Annotated in this window: 18 protein-coding genes; 3 read left to right on the top strand and 15 right to left on the bottom strand. The window is 51.5% G+C overall.

The window, feature by feature from the left end; translation table 11 throughout:
• Positions 1–28 precede the first annotated feature (28 nt).
• The gene (locus AC6I8N_RS24915) at positions 29–511 is read left to right on the top strand and encodes a YbaK/EbsC family protein (protein WP_208726892.1); all 483 of its coding nucleotides are present in this window, start codon (positions 29–31) and stop codon (positions 509–511) included.
• Between the two features lie 351 nt (positions 512–862).
• On the top strand, positions 863–1843 hold the full coding sequence (locus tag AC6I8N_RS24910) for a VOC family protein (protein ID WP_208726891.1): 981 nt from the start codon (positions 863–865) through the stop codon (positions 1841–1843).
• A gap of 211 nt (positions 1844–2054) precedes the next feature.
• Here the strand turns inward: AC6I8N_RS24910 and AC6I8N_RS24905 are convergent, their stop codons facing one another.
• From AC6I8N_RS24905 to AC6I8N_RS24835, 15 genes are all read right to left on the bottom strand, one after another.
• The gene (locus AC6I8N_RS24905; RefSeq protein ID WP_497831499.1) at positions 2055–2795 is read right to left on the bottom strand and encodes a carbonic anhydrase; all 741 of its coding nucleotides are present in this window, start codon (positions 2793–2795) and stop codon (positions 2055–2057) included.
• 660 nt (positions 2796–3455) lie between these two features.
• Positions 3456–4139, bottom strand: coding sequence for a GntR family transcriptional regulator (locus tag AC6I8N_RS24900; RefSeq protein WP_208726890.1), 684 nt, complete (start codon positions 4137–4139; stop codon positions 3456–3458).
• 110 nt (positions 4140–4249) lie between these two features.
• Entirely contained in the window at positions 4250–5257 is a 1008-nt protein-coding gene (locus AC6I8N_RS24895) for an ABC transporter permease (RefSeq protein ID WP_497831498.1), read from the bottom strand.
• 6 nt (positions 5258–5263) lie between these two features.
• Positions 5264–6244, bottom strand: coding sequence for an ABC transporter permease (locus tag AC6I8N_RS24890; protein WP_497831497.1), 981 nt, complete (start codon positions 6242–6244; stop codon positions 5264–5266).
• Entirely contained in the window at positions 6241–7761 is a 1521-nt protein-coding gene (locus AC6I8N_RS24885; RefSeq protein WP_497831496.1) for a sugar ABC transporter ATP-binding protein, read from the bottom strand. Before AC6I8N_RS24885 ends, AC6I8N_RS24890 begins: the two co-directional genes overlap by 4 nt.
• A gap of 70 nt (positions 7762–7831) precedes the next feature.
• Positions 7832–8836: an ABC transporter substrate-binding protein gene (locus AC6I8N_RS24880; RefSeq protein ID WP_021183890.1), complete on the bottom strand. Its 1005-nt coding sequence runs from the start codon at positions 8834–8836 to the stop codon at positions 7832–7834.
• Between the two features lie 47 nt (positions 8837–8883).
• Positions 8884–9660 (bottom strand): SDR family NAD(P)-dependent oxidoreductase, encoded by a 777-nt coding sequence (locus AC6I8N_RS24875; RefSeq protein WP_497831495.1) that lies wholly within the window; start codon positions 9658–9660, stop codon positions 8884–8886.
• A gap of 11 nt (positions 9661–9671) precedes the next feature.
• The gene (locus AC6I8N_RS24870; RefSeq protein ID WP_497831494.1) at positions 9672–10838 is read right to left on the bottom strand and encodes a mandelate racemase/muconate lactonizing enzyme family protein; all 1167 of its coding nucleotides are present in this window, start codon (positions 10836–10838) and stop codon (positions 9672–9674) included.
• Positions 10839–10889: 51 nt separating this feature from the next.
• A complete protein-coding gene (locus AC6I8N_RS24865) occupies positions 10890–11777 on the bottom strand; it encodes an SMP-30/gluconolactonase/LRE family protein (RefSeq protein ID WP_497831493.1) in 888 nt (295 codons plus the stop codon).
• 220 nt (positions 11778–11997) lie between these two features.
• Positions 11998–12678 carry a type 1 glutamine amidotransferase domain-containing protein gene (locus AC6I8N_RS24860; RefSeq protein ID WP_497831492.1) on the bottom strand — a complete coding sequence of 227 codons (681 nt, stop codon included), beginning with the start codon at positions 12676–12678 and terminating at the stop codon, positions 11998–12000.
• 49 nt (positions 12679–12727) lie between these two features.
• Positions 12728–13855 carry an alkene reductase gene (locus AC6I8N_RS24855; RefSeq protein ID WP_497831491.1) on the bottom strand — a complete coding sequence of 376 codons (1128 nt, stop codon included), beginning with the start codon at positions 13853–13855 and terminating at the stop codon, positions 12728–12730.
• A 108-nt stretch (positions 13856–13963) separates the two neighbouring features.
• Positions 13964–14911: a LysR family transcriptional regulator gene (locus AC6I8N_RS24850; protein ID WP_497831490.1), complete on the bottom strand. Its 948-nt coding sequence runs from the start codon at positions 14909–14911 to the stop codon at positions 13964–13966.
• Between the two features lie 219 nt (positions 14912–15130).
• A complete protein-coding gene (locus AC6I8N_RS24845; RefSeq protein WP_497831489.1) occupies positions 15131–16519 on the bottom strand; it encodes a c-type cytochrome in 1389 nt (462 codons plus the stop codon).
• Positions 16516–18120 (bottom strand): GMC family oxidoreductase, encoded by a 1605-nt coding sequence (locus AC6I8N_RS24840; protein ID WP_497831488.1) that lies wholly within the window; start codon positions 18118–18120, stop codon positions 16516–16518. The genes AC6I8N_RS24845 and AC6I8N_RS24840 overlap by 4 nt, the downstream gene beginning before the upstream one ends.
• An 11-nt stretch (positions 18121–18131) precedes the next feature.
• A complete protein-coding gene (locus AC6I8N_RS24835; protein ID WP_036625989.1) occupies positions 18132–18668 on the bottom strand; it encodes a sugar dehydrogenase complex small subunit in 537 nt (178 codons plus the stop codon).
• A gap of 302 nt (positions 18669–18970) precedes the next feature.
• Here AC6I8N_RS24835 and AC6I8N_RS24830 point away from each other — a divergent pair, with 302 nt between their 5' ends.
• Positions 18971–19870 carry a LysR substrate-binding domain-containing protein gene (locus tag AC6I8N_RS24830; RefSeq protein WP_497831487.1) on the top strand — a complete coding sequence of 300 codons (900 nt, stop codon included), beginning with the start codon at positions 18971–18973 and terminating at the stop codon, positions 19868–19870.
• Positions 19871–19900: the final 30 nt, after the last annotated feature.

Here is a 19900-nt window from a genome sequence, read left to right as displayed (position 1 = left end):
AGCTGAAATCAGCAACATGGAGAGCAATATGGGGATTCAACGCGTTCGCAGCTTCCTGCAAACACACGCACCAGAAATTACCGTGACCGAATTGGAAGCACCGACCGCAACCGTGATTCAGGCTGCCGAAGCATTTGGCGTTGAACATGGGCAAATCGCAAAATCGTTGTCCTTCCGGGTTAATGACCAGGTCGTGCTGGTGGTTATGGCGGGCGATCGTCGACTGGATAACCGAAAATACAAAGAATTTTTTGGTGTGAAGGCGCGCATGCTGGCAGCCGATGAGGTGGAGATGCAAACGGGCTTTGCTCCGGGTGGTGTCTGCCCTTTCGGCATCAACCCGGAAGTTAACATTTACTGTGATGAAAGCCTGCTCAGTTATCCTGAAGTGCTGCCTGCAGGCGGCAATGCACGCTCAGGGGTGCGTATCTCACCCGAAAAGTTGGCCAGCATTACCGGGGCCAAATGGGTGAGCCTGAGTGTTGATGTAAACCAGAAACTGCCCGGGTAAGGGTAAAGTCATTTTAATTATCTGTAGCATCAATCTCAGCACCCGACAGAATCAACGCTATCTGGAACGGATTTCTTTAGAAATCCGTCAATCTGGCCATGAGATGCCCTCACGCTTTGTTCAGTTTGCCGCCAGCCACTCTGCCTGATCAATTTATGAAATTTATACGCTATTGGCATTTTCCCGCCGATCCGCCGCGTTTTGCCCCTATCCGGTGATACATCCGTCACAGTATAAATGGAACTCATACCCTGAAAAGCGAAAGCCACCTGCTTTCCAGTGCCGCTTAAAGATACCCTGACCGAAGGATAAATAAACCTCTACGATACGATCAGATTTTGGGAGCCTCGAATGACAAACCATTTAGCCGAGCCATGTCATGATATTGCACACCTGGCACATGTTGAGATGTTCTCAAATAAATTTGAGGAAAGCCTGGATTTCTTTGTCAACGTGTATGGTCTTACTGTCTCTGCGCAAGATGAGAACCATGCCTGGCTCAGGGCATGGGATGACTACGAATTCCATACCCTGAAACTGACGCGCCACTCAACGACAGGTGTGGGCCATATCGCCTACCGCGCCAGTTCAGAGGCCGCGTTGATGCGACGGGTGGCGGCGATCGAGGCCAGTAAATATGATGTTATTGGCTGGGTTGATGATGAACCTGGACATGGACGTGCTTTTCGCTTCTCAGATCCCTTCGGACACGTATTTGAAATCTATTACGATACGGTACGTTATCAGGCAGATGCAGCTGAGCGCCCTTCACTAAAAAACTTAGCGCAACGCTATCATGGCCGCGGTGCTTGCCCACGTCGTCTCGATCATCTCAACCTGCTAGCAGCCGATGTGAGCGAGTTTAAAACCTTTATGGAAACCTGCCTCGGCTCGCGTGTCACCGAAATGATCCAGCTTGATAACGGACGCATCGGCGGTTGCTGGTTCACGATCAATAATAAAACATACGATCTGGCCTGCACCGAAGAGCATGGTGGGGGTAATGCTCGTCTTCATCATGTCACCTATGCGACAGATACCCGTGAAGATATTTTGCGTGCCGCAGATATCTTTCTCGAAAATGGTGTACATATCGAAACCGGACCGCATAAGCATGCCATTCAGGGCACATTCTTCTTATACGTATGGGAACCTGCTGGCAACCGTGTTGAGTTGGCAAATTCTGGGGCACGGCTGATTCTGGCTCCTGACTGGCAGACAGTCGTCTGGACGGAAACCGAGCGTAAAAAAGGACAGGCATGGGGCCTGAAGACGATCGAAACTTTCCATACTCATGGCACACCGCCAACGCCGAAACAACTGGAAGAGTGACAGGCTTGTGCTGCGCTGCTACCAAGGCTGCTGTCGTTAAAAATCGACCATACCGAGAATTTTTGATGCGAAGGCACGGAAGATTTTAGGTTTGAAATTTTAGCTATTGGGAATCTTTTAACACCCAACAAAATATCATCGGGTCTTGCCCTGAAGTCATGGCCTCCGAGCCATCAGGGCAATTCCAATAAAATAATTCACTCGCAAGATTTTACACCTCAAAAAAATCAACCTTGCCACCCACGAGGTGATACATGCTGCCAACAATTTTAATCTTTTTCTCGTCTTCCAGACTTTTCAGCACCGAGCTATTTTTTCGAATATTTAAAATCGTCATTTCGACATTTTGCCTGGCAACCGCATCAACAAAATCGTAATTACTGCCTTTACGCTCGCCACTGTATTTTGTTTTTTCAATTGCGGGTTTAATTTCATCGAGCAACCCCGTCAGATTGCCTAACTCTGCATTATCAATTGCGCCCCGAACAGCACCGCAGCTGGTGTGGCCCATAACCAGTACTAACTTCGCTCCGGCAACTGCACAAGCAAATTCCATGCTACCCAAAATGTCCCGGTTGCTGATATTGCCCGCAACGCGAGCATTAAACGTCTCCCCTATCCCGGCATCCAGCAAAATCTCAGCCGGTGCGCGCGAGTCAATGCAACTGAGGATCACTGCTGCCGGATACTGGCCTGCCGCGCTGCTGCGTTTCTGCGCCAGATAATCATGTTTTGCAGGACGGTTTTCCCTGAAACGGGCATTGCCCTGCCTGAAATGCTCAATAACCTGATCAGGCGTCATCGCATCGCGTTCTGCTTTGCTAAGCGATGCTGCCAGGCTGATAGTGGGCACGAACAAACCTGCCAGTCCAGTGATCGAGAGAGCGGATACAGCAAGGGTATGTTTCAATAATATCCGACGTGATGATTGATTCAGGGGGTTATGGCTCATTATGTACTCCTTGCAAGATTGAAATGTATCATTTCAGGCAAGCCTGACTCATCCTCTCGCAGAGGGAGTCACCACTTCATACCTGATTTACACGGTGTTATTCTGTCTGGTTTCGGGAATAAATAGCCTCAGTGCTGTTAATGCCCGGTGAAATTAAGAATGTCGACATCCAATGATATATCAGCCTGGCATAAATTGCGCTTTCATCACCTGTTAAAATAAAATCAAATAATGCAGTGACATTTTCTTTCGTTGTTTTCCTGAAAATAGATTTACCTGGTTACACTGAGTCTGCCACTGCCATTATTTGTGCATTTACTTATTTTTCAGGCATATGATTATCGCCCTGGCTTAGAGATAAATATAAAATCAGTACCAATGCAGAGTTGGGGGTAGGACAATTTTCCTGAGGAAAATTTATTTAAAGCGAACCGCTAACGAAAGCCTTTCATCGGCTTGCTGATTGAGATATCAGCCATTGAGCATCTTGTCACACCAAACGACTGACATTAAATTAACAAGGCTGAATCCATTTATACCCAGCATAAGACGTTGTGCGTGAGCCTTGTTTACAGCTCCGGGCAGCATGCCATTGCCGAAAAAGGTTCTGCCAAATGAACCTTTTCCGGTCCAGACCGCTCAACGTCGCCCTCCAGCCCCTTACATTTGCATCAATAAGTGTTGAATGCGCTCAGCAGTCAGCGTGAGATGACGATACATGGCCTGCGAGGCCGCCTCCGCATCTCCTGCTATAACGGCATCACATATCGCAATATGTTCAGGTAACGTGGTGAGGAAAGGCTCCTGCAATTGTGAGGCGATGGTATTCTGACACCACTCAATCTGACTCCACATCTCCTGCATCATCCGGGTTAATCGGGCATTGTCGCAATATTGTAATGCCAGCTTATGGATCAGCAGATCTACTGCTGGTAGCGATTGCTCAACGTTCTGTTGATGCAGTTGTTCCCCCGCCTGGAGATAGAGGGCGCGCGTTTGCTCGGCCTCTGCACGCGGAATATTGGGCGTCGCCAGGCGAATGGTGGCACTCTCCAGCGCAATACGCACATCAAACAACTCTTTGACATCTCTGGCATTCAGCGTTGCCACAAATACACCGCGACGAGGGAAGATCTCCATTAACCCCAACGCTTCTAATTTTCGCGCCGCATCGCGTACCGGTGTGATACTGATGTTCCATTGCGTCGCGTAGTAACCGAGATCAACACGCTGTCCGGGCGTTAATCGGCCAGAGATAATCTCCTGACTCAGTGCATCGACAATTTGATTGCCGAGCGTTTCCAGAGAAATCGCGGGAAGCGCATCAGTTTGCGTTTTTGTCATTATCGTCATCCAATACATCGCTCGTTAAGCAGCTTACCGTCAAACCGGCTGAAATCTTATATATCAGTCTACGTAGCGATTCTGGGTGAAACAAGTCCACCCATTTTCTGTTACGCGCGGTCGTGGTGGATATGGCTATACACCGACACCGCGATAAGAATAACAAAGCCGTTGATCGCATTTTGCACATAGGGCGAAATCAGCAGGATATTCATTAAATTACTCAGCGCAGCCAGTAGCAGAACACCCGAAATCGCATGTTTGATGCCACCAAAGCCGCCAGACAAACTGATGCCGCCCACCACCAGCGAGGCGATGGTGGTCATCAGCATATCCCCGCCCGACGCGGCGGCAATATACCCGGTACGACTCAGGAACATGAAGCCCGCCACCCCAGCCGCCAGCCCGCTCAGCATATACACGCACAGCCGCACGTTGTTCACGGCCACGCCTGAGTAATGGCTGGCACGCGCATTCGCGCCGATAGCGTAAAGTTTTCTGCCAAAACGGGTGCGATTCAGCATCCACCAGGTTATCAGCGTCATGGCGATAAACAGATAAATGGGTGCAGGTAGCCCAAGCCAAATACTATTGCCGAAGTGGGTGAAAAAAGGATCAGGGTAATAAATCGGCGCTCCGCCGGTGGTGAGCAGGATGATGCCTCCCAGCAGCAATGTGCTGGCCAGTGTGGCAATGAACGCGGGAATATGCAGCCGCGTGACCATCAGCCCGTTCAGCAAGCCAAACAGTAAGGCCGTCAGAAATCCGGCGATAATCGCTGGCCATAAACCGATATAAGGCAAGCCGCCCAGCAGCATCATCGATTGTTGTTCCGAGCCGGCTCCGCCCATGATCACCGCTGATAGGATCAAAATGCCGACCATAGAGAGATCCAGGCCGCCAGAGATCACCACCAATGATTGTCCCAGAACCAGCACACCCACAATCGATGCCTGGTAAGCAATGGTGATTAAGTTATCGGGCCGGATAAAAACGCCCCTGGATACCGCAGTCGCCAGGATGATAAAAGCGATCAATACCACCACCGTGCCGTTGTCTTGCCAGAAGGCCGGATTGCGCAGATTCAGGCCCGTTTTCGCCGTTTGCGTTGTCATCATCTTCTCCTACACCTTTTCTGCACGCATGACCGTCGCGCCGACCACGGTGATAATGACCAGCGCTTTCACAATGTCCTGATAGAAGGGATCGAGGCTCGCCAGGTTCATCACATTGGCGATGGTTTGATAAATAATCACCCCCATCATCGCCTTGAGGATATTGCCTTCACCACCAAACAAGCGTGTCCCACCGATGACGATCGCCGCGATTGAATCCAGCTCCCAGCCTTGTCCCACATGGGGAACCCCGGATGAAGTGCGCACCACCAGCATCAGCCCAGCCAGCGCGGAGAGCGCACCGGCCAGGGTGTAAACAATGATTTTATGGGTTCGCACACCGATCCCCGCCAGACTGGCGGCACGTTCATTGCCACCAATGGCATACAGATTTCGGCCAAACCGCAGTGACCGCAGCATCCAGTAAAGTAAGCACGCCGCGATTAGCCAGGTCAGCACCGGCAGGGAAAGCACGGAAAAACTGAATTTGTAAGCGGCCAGTTTAGCCATCGGCACCGCAACGCTTTTCTCCGACACCACGAATGCCAGACCGCGCGCAATACCCATTACGCTCAGGGTGGCAATCATTGGCGGCACACGGCCCCATGTGACAGCAATACCACTGAGCAGACCCAACGCTGCGCCAGCCAAGCAGCCTGACACCATGCCCAACCCGGTTGAAACCGGAACCGTACTGGCAAAGATCACCGAGGAGAGCGCCAGAATGGCCGCGACGGAAAGATCGAAACCGCCGACCAGCACCACCAGAAACTGGGCGCACGCCAGAATGCCGAGTATCGATGCCTGGTTGAGAATGTTACTGAGGTTGATACTGGTGAGAAAAACCGGCGAGATGATCGAAGCCACAATCGCCATTGCCACCCAGATAAACACCAGCGCCCAGGCAGAAAACAACTTCCTGAGCAGACTTTCGCCGGGGAGACGTTCCAGGGTCAGCGTCTCCTTTTTGTTAAAGGTCGTCGAATTCATGCTTCCTCCGGTTGCGGCATGCTGGTAGCAGCCACCGCAAAAGACATAATCTCTTCCTGACTGGTTTCCGCGGTGTTGAGTAGCGCCGTCTGACGACCTTGCGCAATCACCAGGACGCGATCGGAAATGCCCAGTACCTCGGGTAATTCAGAGGACACCACCACCACGGTGACGCCGGTTTGCGCCAGTTCGTCAATCAGACGGTAGATTTCGGCTTTGGCATTCACATCTACCCCGCGCGTCGGCTCGTCCAGCAATAACACCTTCACACCGGCTGCCAGCCATTTACCGATGACGATTTTTTGCTGATTACCGCCTGATAAGCTCCCCGCCTTCGCCTGTCCTGAAGGGGCTTTAATGGCTAACTGCTTGATAAGGCGATCGCTGACCACGCGCATTTGGCTGCGGCTGAAATGCAGGACATTGCCCAACCGATTGATGATGGGATAGATAAGGTTGTCGTTGATGGCACGGTTGAGGACAAGACCACTTTCGCGGCGTTCCTCTGGCACCAGTCCCAGGCCCAGCCGGACCGCGTCCCGTGGATGGCGTATATTGACCGGCTTACCGTCGATGGCAATGCTGCCGTTATCCGCCTTACGCAGGCCAAACAGGGTTTCGAGCAGCTCACTGCGTCCGGCACCAATAATCCCCGCGATAGCCAGCACTTCGCCTTTATTAACGCTGAAGTTTATCTCTGCAAATTCACCGTGGCGCCCCAGCCCGGTGACCTGTAATCCAACCTCCGCCGTTTTACGGGAGCCTCGGGGGAACTGCTCGGCCAGCGGTCGTCCAACCATCGCTTTAATGATGTCGCTGTGACTGAGCGCGGCAACATCGGCCGTCAAAATGTAGTGTCCGTCGCGCAGCACGGTGAGACGGTCTCCAATTGCGGTCAGCTCTTCCAGCCGGTGAGAGATATAAACAATCCCCAATCCCTGTTGCCGCAACTTACGCAACAACACAAACAGGTTCGCGACCTCATTGTCGGTGAGCGAAGCGGTTGGCTCATCGAGGATCAGGATACGGTTATTATGGCTGAGCGCTTTGGCAATCTGCACCAGTTGCTGCTGGGCCGGAGCCAGGCGATCCACCCGCGTATCGGGGGACACGTTAAGGTCAAAATTGCTCAGCAGTTTCCGGGTGTTGTCGCGTAAGGCGGCATGATCAACGCGCCCCATACTCAGCATCGGTTCATGGCCGATATAGATGTTTTCCGCCACGCTCATGGCAGGGATCAGATCCAGCTCCTGCCAGACAATACCAATGCCGTGATCGAGCCGGGTTTTGGCATCCAGAACGGTAGGTTTCTCGTCAATAAAGATGGTGCCACTGTCCGGTTGTGTTGCGCCGGTCAGAACGCGCATCAGCGTCGATTTACCCGCGCCGTTCTCGCCCACCAGACAATGGATCTCGCCCGCTAAAACGTCAAAATCGATTCCACTTAACGCTTTCACGCCAGGATAGGTCTTTTTTATAGCTTCAAGTCTGGCCAGTGGTTGCATGTGAGGTTGCATAGTGCAGTTCCAGGTGTTGTCGCCAATGAGGAAAGCAGGCAGCCCACTTGGCTACCTGCCATTAACGGGGTCAGCAGCAGCCGACACCCATTGCCTTCAACTCCTGGATACGCAGCGGTAAACGCGCCCGATGTTGATCGGTATCGCGCTGGAAAATCTCTTTAGGCACGTATTGCGTCTTCGGTTCAATCGGTTTGCCCGCACGGAACAGCTTGAAGACCTCCAGAGCTTTTTCGCCAAAGAACGGCGGCGTTTGTACGCTAAAACGCGCCTCACCGTTGATCATGGCTTGCAGGCCATCAACCGTGCCATCTTTGCCCCACAGATAGCCCAGTAACTCGTTTCGGCCTGCCGCTTTGATGGCCTGGATACCGCCAATCATCATGTCATCACTGTCAAACACGATGCCGTCAATTTTGCCTTTCGGGAAAGCCTGGAACAGGTCTTCCACACACTTGCGCCCGGGTTCTCGCGAATAAAGTCCGTCGCAGCTGGCGACGAATTTAATATCGGGATACTTGCTCAGGACGTTATCCAGCCCTTTTTGTTCGTCAACCACCGGCGATGCGCCTTTGTTGCCGGTGATATGCAGCAAGTTGCCTTTGGGTGCGCCGTTCTTCTCGGTCAATCCTTTCACCACGTCTTTCGCCACCAGCTCACCGGTATCAACAAAATTGGTGGTGAGGAGCGCGAGCCACTTGCCTTTACCGGGTTCTCCGGGAAGTGCCCTGTCCACCACAATCAATGGCACATCTGCCTTGGTGGCCATATCCGGCACCGGTGCCAGCGGCTCATACTCGATAGGGGCCACGATTAACAACGCCGGTTTGCGCGCCAGCAAATCTTCAATATCGGAGATCTGTTTGGCGGGATCGGAATTTGCGTTGGTCCAGACAAAGTCGTAACCCGCATCCTTGAAGGTTTTTTCCATATCTTTGGTGTCCATGACGCGCCATTCGTTTTCCATACCAGCCTGGGAAAACGCCACCAGTTCTTTTGCCCAACTGGCAGCAGAAGCTGAAAGCAGGGCGAGCGTCATTGCGCCAGCGAGGGCGTATGTTGTTGTATTTTTCATTTTGACTTCCTCGGGTGTAGGGTAGGTTTGGTGTTGGGAAGTTGTTCTCAGGTCATCAAGAATCCACCGGTGACATTTAATGCCTGACCGGTCATCGCACTGGCGGCGTCGCTGGTGAGAAACATCATGGCGGCCGTCACTTCATCAGCAGTGACAAAGCGCTTCATCGGGGCCGCATCTTCCCAGGCTTTACGCATGTCACTCAGGCTCTTACCTTCGGCTTCGGCCTGACGCACCATCACGTCTTCAATGCGATCACCTTCAATTGGCCCTGGACAGACAGCGTTGACGCGGATGTGGTCATTGACCAACTCCAGTGCGAGCGTTTGATTCAGCCCCAGCAGTGCCCATTTTGAACAGACGTAGTCGGCACGATAAGGTAATCCCCGGCGAGCCACATTAGAGGCGGTGATGCCAATAGCCCCACCACCGCTGGCTCGCATATGCGGGATTACCGCCTGCGTCACCAGCATGGTGCCGGTAAGATTGATATCCAGCGTTTCACGCCATTGTGCCAACGGCATGTTTTCCACCAGATTGTAATGCCCGTTAAAGCCGGCATTGTTAATCAGCACATCAATACGTCCTTCAAAGAATGCGGCCGCCTGTTGTATTGCGTCCTGAACGGCAGCCTGGTCACGAACATCGGCCTGAAACGCCACGGCTTTCTGACCCAGTGCCTGCACTTTTGCCACGGAATCACTGGCATCGGCAAAATCGATAATGGCAATGCTGGCCCCTTCACGCGCATAGGAGGTGGCGATAACCTGACCCAACCCGGCGGCGGCACCGGTGATAAGCACGTTTTTTCCCTGATATCTCATGGTTGATCTCCTCAATATGAAAACTGGCTAAGAATGTCGTTGCGCACCGTGACGCCCAGTCCTGGCGCATCAGGCACGGCCAGACAACCATCAACCAGCTCAAAACGCTGGTGAAGCAGGTCATCACGCAACGGGTTATGTTTACGATCGAACTCAATCACAGGCTGATTTAGTAGAGGGAGTCCATTCGCGGTAAACGGGAAAGGCGGAATAATTGCGACAGCCTGCAACGCGGCAGCGACGGCGATACCTGAACCCCACACATGCGGCACGGTGGCTACGCCCCAACTGTTAGCCAGCGCCAGGATTTGCGTGAAGGCGGTGAAGCCGCCGCAGACGGCCAAATCGGGTTGAACAATGTCCACACAACCACCCGCGATAAAATCACGGAAGCCATAACGGGTGAACTCACACTCTCCACCTGCTACCGCAATCGGGTTTTCAGCGCGTACCTTGCGGTAACCGTCGCGATCCTCGGGCACCACGGGTTCTTCAAAAAACAAGACCCCCAGTTCCTGCATCATCCGTCCCATACGCACGGCGGTCGCCGCGTTGTAGGCGTGATTAGCATCCACCAGCAAACCAATATGCGGGCCAACCGCTTCTCTGATGGTACGCAGCCGGGCAATGTCATCTTCCAGCGATAGCAACCCAATCTTGACCTTCAGCAAACCGAATCCGGCATTGGCATAGCCTGCGGCCTCAGCCTGCAAGGAGGTTAAAATTGAGGGCAAATCATGGAAACTTTCCGGGTAATAACACCCGGTGGCGTAGGCGGTGATTTTGTCGCGAAAGCGCCCACCCAGTAATTTCCACACCGGCAACCCTGCCGCCTGTCCGGCGATATCCCACAGCGCGATATCAATGGCAGAAAGCGCTTCTATATAGGTGCCTCGCTGACCGAAATCCCGTGAAAAGGCGTACAGCTCCTCCCAGATACGAACCGGCTCGCAGGGATCGCGCCCGAGGATCCGTGGGGTGAAAACATGGTCAACCACTGCGGCGACCGGTTGCGCTGGCCCGTATTGTCCCCCTTCACCCCAGCCGACCAGCCCGATATCGGTTTCGATCCGCACCAGATAGCTGTTTCTTTCCGGAAAGGCCGCCTGCGATGAATAGAACGTTTTATCGCCCAGCGGCACACGCAAAAGATGAGACGTCACTGATGTTATTTTCATTGATAAGTTACTCATGAAGGAAAGTGGCAGAACGCTGCACGGTGCAGCACGTTAACGATGAAACCGGTGTTCTCGCTGCCCCCGGACGCCAGGCCTGAAAGCAAAGACACTGCCAGCAAAGGGCTGCTGCTGGCGCTGATCCTCGGTTAGCCCCCACCAGGCGGAGGTAATAAACAACACATCCCGCTGGGGGCCACCGAATGTCAGGCAGGTCGGGTTGTCGACCGGGAGAGAGACAATGCGATCGATGGCACCGTCCGGCGAATAACGCACGATACGCGCCCCACCCCATTGCGCATTCCACAAGTACCCTTCTTCATCCACCACTGATCCATCAGCCAGACCAGGCTGTTCGGCAAGGTCGGCAAACAGGCGTGGTTCACCGACTTCACCGGTGTCCAGGTTATAGGGATAGGCGTTGATGGTGCCCTCCGGCATATCGGTGAAATACAGGGTTTTACCATCCGGGCTCCAGCAAAGTGAGTTTGCACATGACACATGTGGCAAACACAGGCTGACCTGGTTGTTGCCTTCCCAGCGCCAAAGCGCGGAATGCGGCAACTGTGGTGAGCCTTCATGCATCCCGCCGCAGAGAAAACGTCCGGCGGGATCCACCCGACCATCATTGAGCCGGGTGTCAGGCACGGCAGACTCAACATCCGCGCACCATTCAACCGCGCCAGTAGCGGTATCCATCATCCCAAAACCTTTTTCCAGCGCCAGCGCAATCCCCGGTCCTTCACATAACGCAATGGCCCCAACCCGCTGTTGCATGGCATAGATACGTGGAGATTTCTGCTGTCCGGGTGCCCAGCACCACACTTCACGGGCATGAATATTCGTCCACCAAAGCTGGTTGGTTCGGTCATCCCAGAGGATGCTTTCACCCAACACGTTTTGGCAGTCAAGAATGACTTGAGGTGACTCGGTAAGTTGCATCGCTAAATTATCCGATCAGGTGACATGTTAGATATAGTAAGTATCAAATCTGATATATCAGGCAAGTCAATTTGTGAACAACTTGTGATAAATGTGATCGTGATGGCGATTTTTTATGCGGGAACAGCAAGGTGGTCAGATGCACAGGAGGGTTGAAACCGGTACAAAGATAAGTATTGCTGCGGCATAAGCATCCAGCAGCAATAACTATCGATCTCAGTTACCCCTTCAAGGCGTTGAGAATCGCCTTGCCCACACCTGTTGCCGACTGCGGGTTCTGGCCTGTAATCAGGTTTCCGTCCACAACAACTTTTTCGTGCCAGTTCGGCACACCGTGATGATGTGCACCACGCTGTTTCAAAGCAGATTCCAGCAGGAAAGGAACCGTATCCGCCATGCCGACTTCCTGCTCTTCGGTATCGGTAAAGGCCGCCACATTTTTACCTGCTACAAGGTACGAGCCATCGCTGAGTTTCACATTCACCAGAGCAGCCGGGCCATGACAAACGGCGGCTACGATTTGGCCATTCTCATACATCTCTTTTGTAATATGTTTAACCGCGTTGCTATCCGGGAAATCCCACATCACACCATGACCGCCAACGTACATGATGGCGCTATATTTGCTGCTGTCCGCTTTATCCAGGGCGAGAGTGTTGCGGATATTTTCCCGGAATGCCGGGTTTTCCCAGTAATGTTTATTGATTTTGTCTTCGAGGTCGATGCCATAAACCGGCGGTTCTCCCCCCAGGATCGAAGCAAACTCGGTGGCGATCCCGGCCTCATCAAGCACATGAAGCGGGTGGGTTAATTCAGGCAGATAGAATCCGGAATCGTCGTGGCCTTTTCCCAGATCTTTGTGGCTGGTCAAAACAAATAATACGGGTTTAATAGCTGACATGGTTTACTCCATTACGTCATTAATTAATTTAAATCGGTGTGATATCAGGTTACAGCTTAATAGTAGTCGCACCACTGAAGGTGGGGTAATCTGTATATCCCTGCTCCGTTCCGCCATAATAATATTTATGGTCGGGTTCACTCACTGGCCAGCCATGACGATAACGTTCAACCAAATCGGGATTGGAGATGTATTTCGCACCGAATGCAGCCAGATCAATAATATTATTATTAATCATCGCGTTGGCTTTATTCAGGTCCATACCCCCCGCAAGGATTAATGTTCCATTATAAGCCTGACGGAATTTTTCAAGAAAGCCATCGGGCATCGCAGGTGCGCCACGGCTGGCTTGATCCATAATATGGATATAGGCGATATTGCGATGACTGAGTTCATGCGCCAGTGCCAAAAACGTTTCTTCTTCTTCGGCAAAATCCCCCAGCTCATGCAAACGCCCGAAGGGTGACAGCCGGATACCCACGCGGTCAGCACCGATTTTGGCTATACAGGCGTCAACAACTTCAAGCGCAAATCGCAGGCGGTTTTCCAGCGTGTCAGAACCATAACAATCCTGGCGGTCATTTACCGCACCATTCAAAAACTGCTCAACCAAATAACCATTTGCACCGTGAATTTCAACACCGTCAAATCCAGCTTTTGCTGCGTTGACGGCGGCGTTGGCGAAATCCTTAACCACCCGTTTCACCTCTTCGGTGGTGAGTGCATGTGGTTTGCTGGCAATAACAAAATCCGGCTCTCCGGCCTCATTAAATCCAAAGGCCGAACTCCTCGCCGCCTGGACCGCCGTAGAGCTGACAGGGGGCTGACCATTCTTCTGAAGAGAAGTATGACTGATGCGGCCAACGTGCCAGATTTGCGTAAAAATCAAGCTACCACCGTCATGAACACGCTGCGTAACCTGTTGCCACCCGGCAATTTGTTCTTCGTTCCAGATACCGGGACAATCGACAAAGCCATTCCCCTCCTGGGAGATCGGCGTTCCTTCCGTCACAATCAATCCAGCATCGGTGCGTTGTGCATAGTAACGTGCTGTCGCTTCGGTCGGTATATTGCCCGGCGCACGAGCGCGGGTCATGGGAGCCATGACCGCCCGGTTTTTAAGGGTATTCCCCGCTAACTGGTAGCCATCAAAAAGACTTGTCATTAGTGCTTCCATCTTCTGAGTTGGAAAGACCAGGAGAATAGCGAGAGTTTGCTATATGTAAAACATCGTATTCTCTATAACGACTATATTGATAACTTATATCAGAACGGGGATTTTCGACTACACGCCAGAAACCAGGTGGGGTTCAGACGTCAGGGATAAGATATTCGGCCTTTGGCCAACCTCAAACAATAAGGCGCGAATCCACTGATGGGCCACATCGCGGTGAGAACGTTCATGCCAGGCCATCGTAAGATTGAACCCTGGCACGTCTAACGGCAACTCAAACCGGGCAAGAAAGTCATAAGCACAGGTCAGGCGGTAAGGGACAACAGCAATCATATCCGTCGTGCGTAACACCTCGGGCAGCACGACATAGCTGTTTACCGCCATACCGATCCGGCGGTGGTATCCTTTTTCAACCAACCGCTGATCGATGTCATCCTGGAATTGCCCGGTCGAAGACACGATGACATGTTCAGGTTCGCAGAAATCATCCAGTGTCAGCGCGTTTTTGCTGGCGACCGGATGATCCGCTCGCATCATGCAGACATAGCGTTCCTGATATAATGTTCTGAAATGTAGCTCCTCTGGGGTTGCATCATGTCTGACGAGCGCAAGGTCGATATCACCCCGCTCAAACTGACCGGACATTCGTTCTGCATCAACCGGAATGACAGCCAGGCGAATGCCTGGTGCGCGCTTTTTCAATACTGACATAAAGGGTAAAACCACGGCTTTCAACGCGTAATCTGTTGCTGCCACGGTGATATCCATTTTCGCGGTGGCGGTATCGAACTCTGTGGGCTGCGATAAAAGCGCGATATTCGACAGAATCTGACTGACAGGCAAAGCGAGTTCCATCGCTCTGTTGGTGGGGATCATTCCCCGTTGCCCCCTGACAAAAAGCGGGTCGCCGAAGTATTCACGTAATCTTGTCAGCATCAGGCTCACCGCAGGCTGCGAAAGCGATAACTGTTCTGCCGCCCGTGTCACACTGCGCTGTTCCAGCAACGCGTTCAGGGCTTTGAGAAGATTAAAATCTAACGCCTGCAAATCGTGTTTCATTTTTTACCAGCATGGATGAATGTTTAGAAATGAGCGAAGAATACCCATTTGACGCTGTGAGGGAGCATAACCTGGGAAAAAAGAATATTGCATCATAAATATTTAGTCAGGTTAGATTGATCCGCAGAGGAGATGCGCTTCCTGAACAAAAAAAATGGGCCAGTGAATATCACTGACCCATTAACGTGAGCAATTACCTGCTACGTCTATTTTGATAAATTAACTTATCTGGCGCAGTTTTCCTCTGCGACGGAAATAAACAACAAGGGCAATAACGATCAGCGCGCCCACTCCGCCACCCGCGATCAGCAAATAACCCGGGATAACGGTGACATTATTGTCACGCAAGGTTTTCACCGCAGCAGCGTCAACATTATCTCCGCCGTTGCCGTATTGATTGCGCACATAGTTGGTTAACGTGGCGATCTGTGCATCGGTCAGATTGTCACCGAATCCCGGCATGACAATGTGATCCCCTGCCCCATTCTCACGGTCTATTCCATGCAGTATCACCTGCACCAGATTGTTCGGCTTATCGGAACCGACAACACTGTTTTGCGACAATGAGGGGTAGTATCTATTTTCGCCAATACCCTGCCCGGCAGTACCGTGGCAGCTCGCACAGTTACCGTTATATAACACTGCACCAGAAGGCGAAGCATCATCAATCGGCATACCACGCACATCCTGTGTGATATTGCTTTGTGCGTCCTGACCGGCAGCCGAGCGGTTGCGAGAGGATGTCTGCTGTGCCGGCACACTTTTGATATAGGTCGCCAGCGCGCTCATATCTTCCGGGGTCAGGAAACGCAAGCTGTGCGAGATAACATCCGCCATACCGCCGCCCGTGGTAGCCTTGCCGGGCAGTGCCCCGGTACGAAGATATTGCATCAGATCGTCATGGCTCCAGTTGCCAATACCCGACACTTTATCTGATGAGATGTTAAACGCCTCCCAGCCATCGACCATCGCCCCGGCGTAGGCTTTGTTACTCAGTCCCATTGCGAGGTTACGGGGTGTATGGCACTCCTCACAATGTCCAAGCGCCGTAGCGACGTATTTCCCGCGGTTCCATTCGGCAGATTGCAGCGGATCGTCTTCAAAAGGTTTGTAGTGGAAATTGATTAAATTCCACCCCTTGAGTGCCAGACGCTGGTTATACGGGAAGCCCATTTCGTTTTCCGGCGGATTATGGTTAACCCCCTGGATCGACATAAAATACGCATACATCGCATGAATATCGGCGTCAGTCAGCTTCGAGTATGACGTGTAAGGCATGGCCGGATAGAGATTTTTCCCGTCGGCGCGGATCCCGTGTTTCAGTGCATTGCTGAACTGTTGTTCCGTCCAGCGACCAATACCGGTGCTTTTGTCCGGGGTGATATTCGAAGAGTAAATCACGCCAAACGGGGTTTTGAACGCTAACCCACCGGCAAACGTCGTCCCACCGGGTGCGGTATGGCATACCTCACAGTCAGACGCTTTGCTGAGATATTCGCCCTGCCGGATTAAATCCTGCGGCGCGCCAGCGGCAAAACTTGCAGAACAGAAAAACAGGCCAGCCAGGGGAGCCATCAGTAACGATGCTCTGAGTGATAAGCGCATCATACGTGTTTACACTCCTCGATCAGTTTATCCGCCAGTCTCATCGCCAAAGCGGAGAGTGTCAGCGTACAGTTGACGGTGCCGGCGCTTGCCATCACACCACTGGAAGCGACAAACAGATTCTGGTGATCGTGTGTACGTAAATCCGCATCAACGACTGAATCATTTGCATCATTGCCCATGATCAGCGTCCCCATAATATGGTTGTTATTGAAATACTTATCATCGTGGCGAACTTCTGTGCCACCAAACAGGCTGGCAATGTGATCGAAGTGCTGATGCGCGACATCACGGGCTTTATTGATGTAATCGTTGATAAAATAATGCACGCCCGGTTTTGGAATACCGAGGGCATCTTTTCTGTCCTCAACCGCCACAATTCGGTTATTTCGGTCTGGCAGAATGTCGAAAAAGGTATTCACTGCGACCCAACGCGATGCATAGTCGCGCACCATATCGGGCAGCTCTTTACCTGAGATTCCCTTGCTTAACAGATAATTACTGACGGCCAGCGTCGGAGAGTAGTTACCCAGGTTAATCTTCATGGCGGAATATTCAGAACGGAACGCACCGTCACGCAGATTGTTAATGCAGCTAAGACGCATCGGGCCACGTCCCGGCCACATCGGCTCTTTGCTGAGGAAGTAAACGGATGTCCCCGGATGGTCCATCAGGTGACGTCCGACGTTATCGGTGGTGTTGCCGATACCGTTCGGGTACTTATCACTTTTGGAGATCAGCATCAATTTCGGGGTTTCGATGGCATTGGCGGCCAGCACGAAAATTTTCCCGGTGACGCGGAAGCTTTCACCGTTCGGATCTTTGTACAGCACCGAGGTGATATTGCCCTTTTCATCGTGCTCGATTTTATAAACCACCGCGTTCGGCACCAACAGCGAGCCAGCACGTTCTGCTTTACGCAAAGCCGTCTCGCCGGTGTATTGCGCTTCAATCGGGCAGATGGGCATGCAGTTACTGTTACCGCAGCAGGCAGGACGGCCATCAAACGGTTGGGTGTTACGCGCAGCCGGTTCAGTGATCAGGTGATAGCCATTCTGATCGACCACCTTCTTGAAGGCCTTGTCAAAGTCAGACAACGGCAGCGGGGGCTGCGGATAAGGTTTACTGCGCGGGGATCCGGTATCGTCGGGACCACCAACGCCCATCTCAACTTCTGACTCGTAGTAATAGGGTTCCAGATCATCGTAGCTGATTGGCCAGTCGCGCCCGACACCATAAAGTGTTTTGAGCTTCATATCATTGGGCAATAAACGCCATGCCTGAGCCGACCAGTGCCAGGTGGTACCGCCCGCGACACGCAGGTATCCCGCCTTGTAAGGCTCCGGACCATACTGAATAAAATAGTCGTTATCTTGAGGTGAATATTGCGGGTGAGGTGCATGTTGCGTCGGTGGATAAGGTGATTGAAAATCGCCTTTGAACGGAGAATTACGGTAGTTTTCTACGATTTTCCATCTTTCGATACGCGGGCCCGCTTCCAGCATCAGGGTATCAATCCCCGCTTTCTGTAACTTTTGGGCGATCTGAGAGCCAGCAATTCCCGAGCCAACGATGACGACGGTGGCTGAATGCGTTGTTTTCATCAATTATTCTCTTACAGGCTTTTAATGACAGGCGGCTTGGCCCAGTAATGCGGTTCACCTCTGGCGTAGGTCGGGAGTACCACAACATCGGCAATGGGGGTGTACATCAGCGCATATTCATACGCGACCACTTTCGCCTCTTTCCCGCTACCCACAATCCCTAATTGCCAGGCGCGTAAAATATCGGTGAACAACGTCTGGGTATTCTGATCAACACCCTGCAAAGCCTTTTGCATATCAACAGAACGCATGTCTGCATTCAGAATTTTATTAAGTGTCACTAACTGGTTTTTTAATTCTGCATTGCGACTTTGCATCAAGGTAAAAATGCGCTGCCCAAGTGCGTTATCCAGTTCGGGATAGCCGCAAATAATCTCAGAGACGGTCATAAAAGCAGTAAAAACGGGGTTTGAACGCATGCCAGCATCTATTGCCCAGGCCATCTGTCCGGGAAGTAAACTGCTGGTTGCTCCGAGTACCGTGGTTGTTGCCAAAAGCTTGATGAATCGCCTTCTTCCCGCGGGACTGACGTCAGTCGACATACTCATATTAATTTGCCTTGCTTAAATTTTTAGACTTGCCTTTTTGCATCTATTGAATATTGTAATGTGCTGTAGGAGCAGCAATAAATGTCCAGATTCAGAACAAACAACTGAAAAACAGACACTTAAAGTTACATTGCTTTGATTTGGTTATTGCATTGTTTTCATCCCACAACGTCGGTCAGGCAGACACATTCATACAAAATGGTCCCCTTAGTCTTCATGTGGGTAGTATTATGATTTGATAAAAAAATGTGATCCAGATAACTACAATGTTAATTTGATAAGCAAATGCTTATGAGAAAAAGATGGCTGATACGTTAAAAAGATTAGAATATTTCACCTGTCTCGCCGAAATTGAACATTATGGCAAGGCAGCTGAGAAACTTGGAATTGCTCAATCAGCACTCAGTCAGCAAATAAAAGCACTTGAGCTGGAAGTGGGATTTCGCCTGTTTCAACCGGCCGGAAGGGGGATATGTCTCTCTGCGGCGGGCAGACATTATCACCAGAGCGTTATTGAGTTACTTGAGAATCACAAACTTGCCATTGAAAAGGCCAAAAAAGCCGCATCCGGAGAGATGGGAAAGGTCACGATAAGTCATGTAGGTACGGCACTGCTGGATGAGAAGTTTCTCAATCTTTTAAAAGACTTCCGTAGTCATTATCCGGCGATCGAAATACAACTGATTGAACTCGCCATGCCAGAGCAACTTACCTTGCTTCGTAAGCAAAAAGTGGATTTGGCAATCATTCGTGGGCCTTATCCTTTATTACCGGAAGGAACGCTCAATTGCACATTCTCGGCGCAAAGGCTTTGTGTGGCGATGTCACCTAATCATCCCCTCGCCTCACGACAATCATTGTCAATGAAGGATCTGGAAAACGAATCCTTTGTGAGTTATCAGGAACCGGATATTCAGGGCATAAGCGGCTCGTTAATCCAACTTTCCCATCAGGCCGGATTTAATCCAAAAATAGAATGGCGAGTATCAGCGGTAAATAATAGCCTTGGCCTGGTCAATGCGTGGATGGCTGTCAGCCTGGTTCCGGAAAACATTATTTCCTATAGTATTGGGAATGTGGTCTTCCGCCCGCTGGAAGATGCTAACGCATTGACTCAGCTAATTTTTGTCTGGAATCATGATCAAACCAATCCTGTGCAGAAGTTAATGACTGATTTTTTCAGAAACTACTCGACAAAATAATACTCTGCCACGAAATGGCCAGTTCTAGCC

Source organism: Pantoea sp. X-Soil-TKNS-1279 (assembly GCF_059730565.1).
Note: the sequence above shows the minus strand (reverse complement) of the source record. Positions and strands in the feature narration are given on the sequence as shown.

What these genes read in the sequence shown, in the direction of transcription:
- AC6I8N_RS24830 (WP_497831487.1), top strand. Translation starts at nt 18,971, where the DNA reads ATGGCTGATACGTTAAAAAGATTAGAATATTTCACCTGTCTCGCCGAA.
- AC6I8N_RS24855 (WP_497831491.1), bottom strand. Translation starts at nt 13,855, where the DNA reads ATGGAAGCACTAATGACAAGTCTTTTTGATGGCTACCAGTTAGCGGGG.
- AC6I8N_RS24905 (WP_497831499.1), bottom strand. Translation starts at nt 2,795, where the DNA reads ATGAGCCATAACCCCCTGAATCAATCATCACGTCGGATATTATTGAAA.
- AC6I8N_RS24915 (WP_208726892.1), top strand. Translation starts at nt 29, where the DNA reads ATGGGGATTCAACGCGTTCGCAGCTTCCTGCAAACACACGCACCAGAA.
- AC6I8N_RS24860 (WP_497831492.1), bottom strand. Translation starts at nt 12,678, where the DNA reads ATGTCAGCTATTAAACCCGTATTATTTGTTTTGACCAGCCACAAAGAT.
- AC6I8N_RS24910 (WP_208726891.1), top strand. Translation starts at nt 863, where the DNA reads ATGACAAACCATTTAGCCGAGCCATGTCATGATATTGCACACCTGGCA.
- AC6I8N_RS24890 (WP_497831497.1), bottom strand. Translation starts at nt 6,244, where the DNA reads ATGAATTCGACGACCTTTAACAAAAAGGAGACGCTGACCCTGGAACGT.
- AC6I8N_RS24900 (WP_208726890.1), bottom strand. Translation starts at nt 4,139, where the DNA reads ATGACAAAAACGCAAACTGATGCGCTTCCCGCGATTTCTCTGGAAACG.
- AC6I8N_RS24835 (WP_036625989.1), bottom strand. Translation starts at nt 18,668, where the DNA reads ATGAGTATGTCGACTGACGTCAGTCCCGCGGGAAGAAGGCGATTCATC.
- AC6I8N_RS24880 (WP_021183890.1), bottom strand. Translation starts at nt 8,836, where the DNA reads ATGAAAAATACAACAACATACGCCCTCGCTGGCGCAATGACGCTCGCC.
- AC6I8N_RS24895 (WP_497831498.1), bottom strand. Translation starts at nt 5,257, where the DNA reads ATGATGACAACGCAAACGGCGAAAACGGGCCTGAATCTGCGCAATCCG.
- AC6I8N_RS24845 (WP_497831489.1), bottom strand. Translation starts at nt 16,519, where the DNA reads ATGATGCGCTTATCACTCAGAGCATCGTTACTGATGGCTCCCCTGGCT.
- AC6I8N_RS24850 (WP_497831490.1), bottom strand. Translation starts at nt 14,911, where the DNA reads ATGAAACACGATTTGCAGGCGTTAGATTTTAATCTTCTCAAAGCCCTG.
- AC6I8N_RS24865 (WP_497831493.1), bottom strand. Translation starts at nt 11,777, where the DNA reads ATGCAACTTACCGAGTCACCTCAAGTCATTCTTGACTGCCAAAACGTG.
- AC6I8N_RS24840 (WP_497831488.1), bottom strand. Translation starts at nt 18,120, where the DNA reads ATGAAAACAACGCATTCAGCCACCGTCGTCATCGTTGGCTCGGGAATT.
- AC6I8N_RS24875 (WP_497831495.1), bottom strand. Translation starts at nt 9,660, where the DNA reads ATGAGATATCAGGGAAAAAACGTGCTTATCACCGGTGCCGCCGCCGGG.
- AC6I8N_RS24885 (WP_497831496.1), bottom strand. Translation starts at nt 7,761, where the DNA reads ATGCAACCTCACATGCAACCACTGGCCAGACTTGAAGCTATAAAAAAG.
- AC6I8N_RS24870 (WP_497831494.1), bottom strand. Translation starts at nt 10,838, where the DNA reads ATGAAAATAACATCAGTGACGTCTCATCTTTTGCGTGTGCCGCTGGGC.